The 9489-nt window shown below is 71.3% G+C and carries 13 protein-coding genes; 9 read left to right on the forward strand and 4 right to left on the reverse strand.

The genetic code is table 11. From position 1 onward, the window contains the following. Window positions 1-126: 126 nt before the first annotated feature. The gene (gene hppD / locus GC203_RS12925; protein ID WP_293455001.1) at window positions 127-1239 is read right to left on the reverse strand and encodes a 4-hydroxyphenylpyruvate dioxygenase; all 1113 of its coding nucleotides are present in this window, start codon (window positions 1237-1239) and stop codon (window positions 127-129) included. Window positions 1240-1355: 116 nt separating this feature from the next. Here hppD and GC203_RS12930 point away from each other — a divergent pair, with 116 nt between their 5' ends. From GC203_RS12930 to GC203_RS12940, 3 genes are read left to right on the forward strand one after another with little or no spacing between them, the layout of a single operon-like run. After that, window positions 1356-1934, forward strand: coding sequence for a YqaA family protein (locus GC203_RS12930; RefSeq protein ID WP_293455003.1), 579 nt, complete (start codon window positions 1356-1358; stop codon window positions 1932-1934). A 30-nt stretch (window positions 1935-1964) separates the two neighbouring features. Then, window positions 1965-2474: a disulfide bond formation protein B gene (locus tag GC203_RS12935; protein WP_293455005.1), complete on the forward strand. Its 510-nt coding sequence runs from the start codon at window positions 1965-1967 to the stop codon at window positions 2472-2474. Then, window positions 2474-3034, forward strand: a complete 561-nt coding sequence (locus tag GC203_RS12940) for a demethoxyubiquinone hydroxylase family protein (protein WP_293455031.1) — start codon at window positions 2474-2476, stop codon at window positions 3032-3034. The genes GC203_RS12935 and GC203_RS12940 overlap by 1 nt, the downstream gene beginning before the upstream one ends. Here the strand turns inward: GC203_RS12940 and GC203_RS12945 are convergent. Then, window positions 3031-3588: a carboxymuconolactone decarboxylase family protein gene (locus GC203_RS12945; protein WP_293455007.1), complete on the reverse strand. Its 558-nt coding sequence runs from the start codon at window positions 3586-3588 to the stop codon at window positions 3031-3033. The genes GC203_RS12940 and GC203_RS12945 overlap by 4 nt on opposite strands. A 56-nt stretch (window positions 3589-3644) precedes the next feature. On the opposite strand from GC203_RS12945, the gene GC203_RS12950 reads away from it, so the two are divergent. Both GC203_RS12950 and GC203_RS12955 read left to right on the forward strand, forming a co-directional pair. After that, on the forward strand, window positions 3645-3980 hold the full coding sequence (locus GC203_RS12950) for a helix-turn-helix domain-containing protein (RefSeq protein ID WP_293455009.1): 336 nt from the start codon (window positions 3645-3647) through the stop codon (window positions 3978-3980). Between the two features lie 76 nt (window positions 3981-4056). Next, window positions 4057-4341 carry a hypothetical protein gene (locus GC203_RS12955; RefSeq protein ID WP_293455010.1) on the forward strand — a complete coding sequence of 95 codons (285 nt, stop codon included), beginning with the start codon at window positions 4057-4059 and terminating at the stop codon, window positions 4339-4341. Here the strand turns inward: GC203_RS12955 and GC203_RS12960 are convergent. Further along, the gene (locus GC203_RS12960; RefSeq protein ID WP_293455013.1) at window positions 4338-5132 is read right to left on the reverse strand and encodes a PEPxxWA-CTERM sorting domain-containing protein; all 795 of its coding nucleotides are present in this window, start codon (window positions 5130-5132) and stop codon (window positions 4338-4340) included. The genes GC203_RS12955 and GC203_RS12960 overlap by 4 nt on opposite strands. A gap of 182 nt (window positions 5133-5314) precedes the next feature. On the opposite strand from GC203_RS12960, the gene GC203_RS12965 reads away from it, so the two are divergent. The 3 genes from GC203_RS12965 to GC203_RS12975 all read left to right on the forward strand — a co-directional run bounded on the left by GC203_RS12965 (window position 5315) and on the right by GC203_RS12975 (window position 8276). Next, a complete protein-coding gene (locus GC203_RS12965; RefSeq protein ID WP_293455016.1) occupies window positions 5315-5866 on the forward strand; it encodes a Spy/CpxP family protein refolding chaperone in 552 nt (183 codons plus the stop codon). A gap of 233 nt (window positions 5867-6099) precedes the next feature. Continuing rightward, window positions 6100-6831, forward strand: coding sequence for a response regulator (locus GC203_RS12970; protein ID WP_293455019.1), 732 nt, complete (start codon window positions 6100-6102; stop codon window positions 6829-6831). Further along, window positions 6828-8276 (forward strand): ATP-binding protein, encoded by a 1449-nt coding sequence (locus GC203_RS12975; RefSeq protein ID WP_293455022.1) that lies wholly within the window; start codon window positions 6828-6830, stop codon window positions 8274-8276. The genes GC203_RS12970 and GC203_RS12975 overlap by 4 nt, the downstream gene beginning before the upstream one ends. Window positions 8277-8316: 40 nt before the next feature. Here GC203_RS12975 and GC203_RS12980 read toward each other — a convergent pair whose 3' ends face one another. Continuing rightward, a complete protein-coding gene (locus GC203_RS12980) occupies window positions 8317-8745 on the reverse strand; it encodes a hypothetical protein (protein WP_293455025.1) in 429 nt (142 codons plus the stop codon). A 300-nt stretch (window positions 8746-9045) separates the two neighbouring features. Here GC203_RS12980 and GC203_RS12985 point away from each other — a divergent pair. Next, window positions 9046-9489: hypothetical protein (locus GC203_RS12985; protein ID WP_293455027.1), on the forward strand; the 444-nt coding region annotated here is incomplete at its 3' end.

Consider the following 9489-nt stretch of genomic DNA (forward strand, 5'->3'; position numbering starts at 1 on the left):
AGCGCCCCCTCCGGCCCTTCGGGCCACCTCCCCCGCGTCGCAGGGGAGGAGCGCTCCTCCCCCGTTCACGGGGGAGGGGGACCGCGCGCAGCGTGGTGGAGGGGGCGTGACACGCCGCCATGAAACTCACCCCTTCGCCGGCAGCACGCCCCGGCGGATCTGGTCCAGCTCGATCGACTCGAACAGGGCCTTGAAGTTGCCTTCGCCGAACCCCTCGTTGCCCTTGCGCTGGATCAGCTCGAAGAAGATGGGGCCGATCATGTTCTCGGTGAAGATCTGCAGCAGCAGCCCCTGGCCCTCGGTCGGCGCGCCGTCGATCAGGATGCGGTCGGCCCGCAGCCGGTTCACGTTCTCGCCGTGGCCCGGCAGGCGCGCGTCGATGCCGTCGAAATAGGTGTCGATGGTGTCCTGGAACTTCACGCCCTTGTCGCGCATCGTCTCCACGGACTCATAGATGTCGTCGGCGCCCAGGGCGATGTGCTGGATGCCCTCGCCTTTGTAGTCCTTGAGGAATTCCTCGATCTGCGAGTGCTCGTCCTGGCTCTCGTTCAGCGGGATGCGGATCTTGCCGCACGGGCTGGTCATGGCCTTCGACACCAGCGCCGTCTGCTGGCCCTCGATGTCGAAATAGCGGATCTCGCGGAAATTGAAGATGCGCTCGTAGAACTCGGCCCACTTCGCCATCTGGCCGCGGTGGACGTTGTGGGTCAGGTGGTCGAGGTAGGTCAGCCCCACCGAATTCTTCGCCATCGCCGCCTCGGCCCCGGGGATCGGCACGAAGTCGACGTCATAGATCTCCTGCGCCCCGTAGCGGTCGACCAGATAGAGGTTCGAGCCGCCGATCCCCTCGATCGCGGGGATGTTCAGCTCCATCGGTCCCACCGGCCCGGCCACCGGCTTGGCGCCGCGCTCCACCGCCATCTGGAACGCCTTGGCCGCGTCGCGCACGCGGAACGCCATGGCGTTGGCCGACGGGCCGTGCGCCTCGCGGAAGTTCGCCGCCTGGCCGGCCGGCTCCATGTTGAGGATGAAGTTGATGTCGCCCTGGCGGAACCGCAGCACGTTCTTCGAGCGGTGCTTCGCCGTCGCCGTGAAGCCCATCTTCTCGAACAGGTCCTTCAGCAGCTCGGGCTCGGGCGAGGTGAACTCCACGAACTCGAAGCCGTCGGTGCCCAGCGGGTTGTCGAACAGGTCGCGGGTCTGCGTCGAGGGATCGTGTGCGGTCGTCTGGACGGTCATGGGCGGGTCTCCTTCGCGACGCATTTAGTATCATTTGCAACGATCTGGCGGAAGGGCGCAGACTTCCGGGACGTGGCCTGCTAGGCGGAACGCTCGAATCCCCACTTGGATCGCGCATGCTTCGGAAGCTCTACGACTGGGTGATGAACCTGGCGCGCTCGCGCCACGCGCCGGCGGCGCTCGCCGCCGTGTCCTTCGCCGAGAGCTCGTTCTTCCCCGTGCCGCCCGACGTGATGCTCGGGCCGATGGTCCTGGCCAATCGCGACCGCGCCTTCGTCTACGCCGGCATCTGCACGGTGGCGTCGGTCGTGGGCGGCCTGCTGGGCTACGCGATCGGCATGTTCCTCGAGCCCGTCGGGCAGTTCATCCTCAGCCTGTTCGGCCATCCCGAGGGCAAGGCCGAGTTCCAGCACTGGTTCGACCAGTGGGGCGCCTGGGTCATCCTGTTCAAGGGCATGACGCCGATCCCCTACAAGCTGGTGACCATCACCGCCGGCTTCGCGCACTTCGACCTGTTCATGTTCGTGTGGCTGTCGGCCGTGACGCGGGGAATCCGCTTCTTCGCGGTCGCGGGAATCCTGAAGTACTTCGGCCCGGCCATGCTGGAGGAGTTCGAGCGCCGGATGGGCCTCTACTCGGTGCTCCTGCTCGCGCTGCTCGTGGGCGGCTTCGTCGCCATCAAGGTCTTTCTCTAGATCGCGGTTCCGGTCCATAACGGCCTCCCGATGAACCTGCTTCGTCCCTTCCTCGACCGCTGGCGGCTCTGCGCCGTCCTCGTCTCGGCGGCCATGCTGGCGACCGCGCACGCCTTCGAGACCTTCGGCGGCTACGCCCCCTGCATGCTCTGCCTGCGCCAGCGCGAGGTGTACTGGGTCGCCCTCGGCCTGGGCGTCGTCTTCATGGTGCTGGTGCGCATGCCGGGCGGGCCGCGCCTGCGGGCCGCCACCTGCTGGGTGCTGGGCCTGACGTTCCTCGTGGGCTGCGGGATCGCCGTCTACCACGCTGGCGCCGAGTGGAAGTTCTGGCCCGGTCCGCAGTCGTGCTCCGGGACCAGCTCGGTCAGCATGGCCGACATGCAGGCCTTCCTGGGCGGCCAGAAGTTCAAGCCGCCGTCGTGCGAGGTGGCCGCCTGGCGGATGGCCGGAATCTCCATGGCCGGCTACAACGCCCTGGTGTCGCTGGGCCTCGCGGGCCTCAGCGTGCTGGCGGCGATCCGGGAGCACGGCAAGCGATGATCGATACGCCCGTCCCGCCCCGGCCCGGCCGCGGCGCCCTGGCCGCGCGGATGGCCGAGATTCTCCGCGTCGACCACGCCGGCGAACTGGGGGCCGTCCACATCTATCGCGGCCAGCGCGCCGTGCTCGGCAACGCCCCCGGCCGCGAGCGCATCGCCGGCCAGCTCGCGGAGATGCAGGCCCAGGAGGCCGAGCACCTCGCCCGCTTCGACCGGCTGCTGACCGAGCGCCGCGTGCGCCCCACCGCGCTCGCCCCCGTCTGGCGGCTCGCCGGCTTCGCGCTCGGCGCCGGCACCGCCCTCCTGGGCGAGAAGGCGGCGCATGCCTGCACCGAGGCGGTCGAGACCGTCATCGAAGGCCACTACGCCGGCCAGATCGACGAACTGGCCGAACGCGACCCCGGCCTCGCCGCCGAACTCGCCCGGTTCCGCGACGAGGAGCTCGCCCACCGCGACCTCGCCGTCGAGGAAGGCGCGCGCGAGGCCCCGGGCTACGGCCTGCTGGCCGCGGTGATCGGCGCCGGCTGCCGCGCGGCCATCAAGATCAGCGAGAAGATCTAGGCCGCGGGGAACCGCGCCGCGCCGGGCTCCGGCGGCAGGTCCAGGCCGTTCGCCACATAGGCCACCGTCCGATAGAAGCCGCAGAGCAGCAGCACCTCCAGGACCTGTTCCTCGTCGTAGTGGGCCCGCAGGTCGGCGAACTCGTCCTCCGACAACGCGGCCCGGGCGTGCAGCGCCTCGACGGCGCGAAGCAGCGCCCGCTCGGCCTCGGTCCAGAGCGGCGCGGCCGAGCCTGCCCCCGCCGTGGCCGCCACCTCGTCCGGCGTGAGCTTCGCCGCCTTGGCGAAGATCGCGATGTGGACGCCCCATTCGTACTCGCAGCCCGCCAGCGCGCAGGTGCGGTTGATCACCAGCTCCCGCTCGCGCAGGCCGAGCGGGCCCGGGTCCAGCAGCGAGCCGCCGCGGAACTTGCGCCAGGCGCGCGCGCCGCGGGCCAGGGTGCGGAACAGCACCAGCGGGGCCGCCCCCGGCGGCATGATGGCGTCGAAGCTCGCCTGGACCTCGGCCTCGTAGGGCGGTTCGAGCGGCGCGATCCTTGGCATGGCGTCATCCATCCTGCTATCGTTTCGATAGCATTCATCGCTACAATTTCGATAGCAAGAGTCAAGCCATGGCCGAGCGTAGCGTGCGGGGATCGCGGACCGGGCGGCCGATCATGGCCCTGCTCGATCTCATCGGGCGGCGCTGGACGCTGCGCATCGTCTGGGAGCTGCGCGAGGCGGCCCTCACCTCGCGGGCCCTGCGCGCGGCCTGCGACGAGGCCTCGCCGACCGTCCTGCAGGCGCGCCTGACCGAGCTGCGCGCGGCCGAGCTCGTCGAGCTGCGCAAGGGCGAGGGCTACGCGCTCACGCCGCTGGGGCGCGAGTTCCTTCAGGCCTTCATGCCGCTCTACGGCTTCGCCGACCGCTGGGCCGAGGCCGCGGGACGCACAACCACGGCGGGATGAATCACCCTAAACACAGCCGGTAGGGAGTCGCATCGAACCGGGAGTTCTGCTTTTGTTCGCGTCAGGAGCTGAGACCATGGCGGACGGAAACAGATATCTGGCGCGCGATTTCGGGACGGGCCCGGCGCGGCTCGGTTGGGCGACGGCGGCCCGCTCCAGCCTCTGGGCGCGGTGCGCCTGCGGGCGCGAGGCGGCGATCGACCCGCGCCTGTGGCTGGCCCAGGGCCTGGGCCGCCAGATGCTGCACGAGCTGGAGCCGCGGCTCCGCTGCGTCTGCGGGGCGCGGCGCGCGCGGCTGGAGGTCCGCGGCCTCGCCGAGGCGCCCGGCGGCGGGGCCGGCGGGATCTCTATTTTTCGTTAGATCCGGACGACGGCGAGCTGGCGGCGCGAGCGGCGCAGGGCCGCGCCCGCCAGGCCGAAGCCGGCGATCATCGCCACCCAGGTCGCGGGCTCCGGCACCGCCGCGGCGTAGGCGAAACTCTGGTGGGCGCTCTTGGTCCCGTACTTGTTGGTCTCGGTGATGAAGGTGATCGCGTCCGACACCGCGCCGTAGTCGGCCAGGTGGCTGGCGTAGTTCGCGCCGGTGTAGTCGGCGATGTAGCTGTTCACGCCGCTGTTGCCCGAGACCACCGAATAGCCGGGGTTGATCACCTGCCAGATGGCGCCCTGCAGGCCGGCCAGGCGGTTGATCGTGTCGGTGTTGGACGGGGCGTTGTCGAACACCAGCTGGCCGTAGTTCACCAGCCGCCCGACCTGGGTGATCTGGGCCTGGCTCAGCGCCGTGGCGCCGGCGAACGGCGTGCTCGTCGTGTACTTCGAATTGGTCGTCAGGTCGTAGTCGTCGTTATACTTCAGGTTCAGCGAGCCCAGGCCGATGTTGTGGAAGATGTCCACGCAGAACGCCAGGATGCTGAACGAGTCCCCGGTCGCCGAGGTCCCCTCGAAGGCGGTGAACTGGATCGGGCCGATGTAGGTGTGCTCGTCGAACCCGCCCGGCCCGTAGATGTGGGCGGTGCGCGAGGTGTTCATCGTGTCCGACTGCAGGAAGATATCGGCCGCCTGGCTGGGCGCGGCCGCGGCCAGGCCGCAGGCCAGGGCGATCGCCGGCGCGGCGGTCTTCAGGGCTGCGGAGAATGACTGAAATCGGGACACTGGAAGCTCCTGCGACGGATCAGGACCGTCACCGAGCAGGAAAGGCGCCAGCCCGGACGTCCCCCGGCCCGCTCGCCACATCGGTTGCAGGATTGTGTCCGCCGCGTCGCGCGCCGCGCCATCCCCTATGGCGTCATCCGTGCCATTCTGGCGGCATGAGGAAAACGGAGAACACTCCCAAAATGCCCCGCCGCCTGTTGCTGCTGGCGCTCGCGCCGGCCTTTGCCCTGTCGACCGCCGCTCTCGCCCAGACGCCCGGCGACGCCCCCGGCCATCCGCCGCGCATGCACGGCGCCCCGTCCGCCGAGATGAAGGCGATGCACGAGGCGATGATGAAGCAGCACGTCGAGGACCTGAAGACGGTCCTGCGCCTGCGCCCCGACCAGGAAGCCGCCCTGCAGGCCTTCGTCGCCGCCCATCACCCGCAGATGATGGAGCGCAAGGACGACGACCGGCCCAAGGCCCCCGAGGCGCTCACCACGCCCCAGCGGCTCGACCGCATGGCCAAGCGCGAGGCCGAGACGAAGGCCCGCCACGACCAGATGCGCCAGGCGCTCGCCACCTTCTACGCCGCGCTCTCGCCCGACCAGCAGAAGGTGTTCGACGCGCTCATGCGCCTGCAGGGCCCCGGCCCCATGGGCGGCCACATGGGCGGAATGATGGGCGGCGGCCACAAGCGGATCATGATGATGCGCCACGGCGACGGCCCGCCGCCCGGCCACGGTCCGGATTGACGCTTGACGCCCGCTCATCCCGGCGAAGGCCGGGATCCAGATGGAAGGGCGTGGGCGCCATGTTCGACAAACGCCGAGCCTCTCCAGCCCACGTCTGCCGTCCGCGATCTGGGTCCCGGCATTCGCCGGGACGAGCGGAAACCGGGCAGGAGTCCGCCGGACGCTGAGCCCCACGCGGCGATTGTGGCGAAGTCGCGATGACGGCGCCACAGTCTCCCGCGAGAGGACCCTCCATGATACCTGCGCCTTCGGTGCTCCCGGCCCGCCACGTCCTGGTGGTGGACGACGACACCCAGCTCCGCGAACAGATCGTCGCCTACCTCGGCGACCACGGCTTCCAGGTCCACGCCGCGGCCGACGCCAAGGAGATGGACCGCGCGCTCAGCGCCGCCCCCATCGACCTCGTCGTGCTCGACCTCATGCTGCCCGGCGAGGACGGCCTGTCCATCTGCCGCCGCCTCACCGCCGAGGGCGGCCCCGCCATCATCATGGTCAGCGCCATGGGCGAGGAGATCGACCGCGTCCTGGGCCTGGAGCTCGGCGCCGACGACTACCTCGCCAAGCCCTGCAGCCCGCGCGAGCTGCTCGCCCGGGTCCGCGCCGTCTTCCGCCGCCTGGAGGAGGCCCGCGGCGGCGCCCCCCGCAAGGGCAAGGGCTACCAGTTCCAGGGCTTCATCGTCGACGTCCTGCGCCGCAACGTGCGCGCGCCCAACGGCGCCACCATCCTGCTCACCTCGGGCGAGTTCTCGCTGCTCTCGGCCTTCCTCGACCATCCACAGCGGATCCTGTCGCGCGACCAGCTCCTCGACATCGCCCGCGGCGAGGAGGCCGACGTCTTCGACCGCGCCGTCGACGTCCAGATCAGCCGCCTGCGCCGCAAGCTGCACGCCTGCTCGGACGGCGAGATCATCAAGACCATCCGCGGCGCCGGCTACATGTTCGACGCGGCGGTCACCCGCGCATGAGCCGCAAGGCGGGCCGGCTGGGGCCGCCCATCGGGCTCCAGCTCGTGGCCCTGCTGATCGCCTGCCTGCTGGCGACGCACCTGATCGTCTTCGTCGCCGTGGTGCTCACCCCGCCGCCGCGGCCGCCCGTCTATCGCGTTTCCGAGATCGCCACCGCGCTGGGCGGGGGGTCGCTCGACGCCCGTTTCGGCCGCCCGATGCTGCGCAGCGCGGTCGCCGCCCTGCCCAAGGACATCGCGCCGGTCGACCCCGGCTCGCCGCACGCCGCCGCCCTGGCCGCCGCCCTGGATCGCCCGATCGCCGACGTACGCCTCGTCCCCAAGCCGCCGTCCTGGCTGGAGCGCCTCCTCCACGGCCCCGGCGACCGGCGCTACTTCATCCAGCATCGTCGCGAAGGCCGTGGCGAGGGCCGCCGGGAGCGCCCGCCCGAACGCCCCCCCGAACGCCCGCCGGCGCCGGGCGACGGCCCGCCGCCCGAATTCCGCTTCCGGATGATGCGCGGCGAGGCCCCGGTGTTCGGCGAGTTCACCGCCGCCCTACGCCAGCCCGACGGCGGCTGGACGGTCGTGCGCTCCAGCCCCGAGCCCTTTCCCACCGACTGGCAGCGGCGCGCCTTCCTGATCCTGGCGGCCGGCTTCGTCGTCGTCGCCCCCGCCGGCCTGCTGTTCTCGCGGCGCATCACCGCCCCGCTCAAGCGGTTCTCCGAGGCCGCCGAGCGCCTGGGCCGCGATCCGCGCAGCCCGCCGGTGGAGCTCTCGGGCCCCGCCGAGATCGGCGTCGCCGCCGAGGCCTTCAACGACATGCAGGCCCGCCTCAAGCGCTACGTCGACGACCGCACCGCCATGGTCGGCGCCATCAGTCACGACCTGCGCACCCCGCTCGCGCGCATCCGCTTCAAGATGGAGAACGCCCCCGGCGAGCTGCGCGGCTCGGTCCTGGGCGACGTGGCCCAGATGGAGCAGATGATCCAGGGCGTGCTCGCCTTCATCCGCGACGAGGGCGCCCCGCACCGCCGCGAGAAGCTCGACCTGCTCTCCCTCGTCGAATGCGTCGCCGACGACGCGGCCCTGGTGGGCGGCGACGTCGAGATCGAGGAGGCCGAGCCCGTCACCGTCGAGGGTGACGCCGTGGCGCTCCAGCGCCTGTTCGCCAACCTCGTGGACAATGCGGTGAAGTACGGCGGCGAGGCCCGCATCCGGCTGACCCGCGCCGACGGCCACGCCGTGGTGGAGATCGCCGACGCCGGCGACGGCCTGCCGCCGGAAGACCTCGAACGCGTCTTCCAGCCCTTCTACCGGGCCGACGCCGCGCGCAACCTCGACGGCGGCGGGATCGGCCTGGGCCTCCCCATCGCCCGCGCCACCGCCCGCGCCCACGGCGGCGACGTGGTCCTGACCCCGGGGAAGACGGGCCTCACGGCGAAGGTGACGCTGCCGGTGGCTTAAGCCCCGGCCGTCCCGCGGCCCGGCGGGGAACCGCGCCGCCTCAAAGGTTCGGACAGGGCTCCCAGGCCACGTAGCGGCCCTGGATGTGGACGATGCGCTCGCCCGGCTGGGCGGAGGCCGCTTCCCCGACGGCGCGGACGCGGAGGGTGGCGGCGAAGCCGGTGCGGAAGTCGCCCACCGCGCGCCCCACCGCGGTCGCGCCCCATCGCGCCGAACCGCAGCGGCTCTCGAACAGCCAATGGGTCTTGTCCTCGCGCCGCCACTTGAGGTCGGGGCTGCAGAGGCCCCCTTCCAGCGGCAGCAGGATATGCGCCGTATTCGGCCGCACGATGCACAGCCACGGCAGCGTGCCGCCGTCGTACGTCAGCCGCCAGGCGCCGACCCGCATCGGCGGCCCGATCGCCTCGGGCCGGGGCGACGGGGCGTGCATGCATCCCGCCAGCAACAGGCAGGCGACGATCCGCTTCATCCCCACAGCCTCGCCCGGCGGCCATGAACACCGCCCTTCCGACGATGGTGAACGCCCGCCTTCGGGGACGCGCGCCGCCCTACCTCCCCCGCCGCAGGCGGCGGGAGGGGGACTATCGGCCGCGCCCCCGCTCATCCCGGCGAAGGCCGGGATCCAGATCGCGGGCTTCCGCGCGGCCGGGACGAACGCCGGCGGCCTTCGAACCCACGTCTGAGCCCTTCCATCTGGATCCCGGCCTTCGCCGGGATGAGCGGAGCTAGATATTGACACCTCGGCCTTGATGTTATATGTTTGTTCCCCTTGGAACAGTCCCCCGACATCGCTGCCGACCTCGACGGCCTGAGCCGCCTGTCCGAGCGCCTGCTGGGCCTCGCCATGCGCTACGCCGACCGCATCGAGGCCCTGGCCGAGGATGAGGACGAGCGCGCCGTGGCGCTCGCCCGGCCCCTGGAGGGCCTGGCCCGCTCCTACCGCCAGACGCTCGCCATGAAGGCCCGCCTGCGCCGCGAGGTCGGCGACCTGGAACGCGCCGAACGCACCCGCGAGATCCTCGCCAACCGTCCCGCCCCCGACTTCGGCGTGCTCAGCCGCATGGCCGAGGTCGAGGAAGCCGTCAGCGCGCTGATCTGGTCCGAACACGAACGCCCCGAGGCCGAACGGCTCGAAGACGAACTGGTCGACGCCCTGCACGAGGCCTTCGACGACCCCGCCTTCGAGGACCTGCCCCTCGACGCCCAGGTCGAA

Source organism: Phenylobacterium sp., assembly GCF_016124325.1.
GTDB lineage: Bacteria > Pseudomonadota > Alphaproteobacteria > Caulobacterales > Caulobacteraceae > Phenylobacterium.

Excerpts from the sequence above, each read along its gene's own strand:
- GC203_RS12965 (WP_293455016.1), top strand. The coding sequence starts at position 5,315 with ATGCCCCGCCGCCTGTTGCTGCTGGCGCTCGCGCCGGCCTTTGCCCTG.
- hppD (WP_293455001.1), bottom strand. The coding sequence starts at position 1,239 with ATGACCGTCCAGACGACCGCACACGATCCCTCGACGCAGACCCGCGAC.
- GC203_RS12930 (WP_293455003.1), top strand. The coding sequence starts at position 1,356 with ATGCTTCGGAAGCTCTACGACTGGGTGATGAACCTGGCGCGCTCGCGC.
- GC203_RS12950 (WP_293455009.1), top strand. The coding sequence starts at position 3,645 with ATGGCCGAGCGTAGCGTGCGGGGATCGCGGACCGGGCGGCCGATCATG.
- GC203_RS12945 (WP_293455007.1), bottom strand. The coding sequence starts at position 3,588 with ATGGATGACGCCATGCCAAGGATCGCGCCGCTCGAACCGCCCTACGAG.
- GC203_RS12970 (WP_293455019.1), top strand. The coding sequence starts at position 6,100 with ATGATACCTGCGCCTTCGGTGCTCCCGGCCCGCCACGTCCTGGTGGTG.
- GC203_RS12935 (WP_293455005.1), top strand. The coding sequence starts at position 1,965 with ATGAACCTGCTTCGTCCCTTCCTCGACCGCTGGCGGCTCTGCGCCGTC.
- GC203_RS12980 (WP_293455025.1), bottom strand. The coding sequence starts at position 8,745 with ATGAAGCGGATCGTCGCCTGCCTGTTGCTGGCGGGATGCATGCACGCC.
- GC203_RS12955 (WP_293455010.1), top strand. The coding sequence starts at position 4,057 with ATGGCGGACGGAAACAGATATCTGGCGCGCGATTTCGGGACGGGCCCG.
- GC203_RS12975 (WP_293455022.1), top strand. The coding sequence starts at position 6,828 with ATGAGCCGCAAGGCGGGCCGGCTGGGGCCGCCCATCGGGCTCCAGCTC.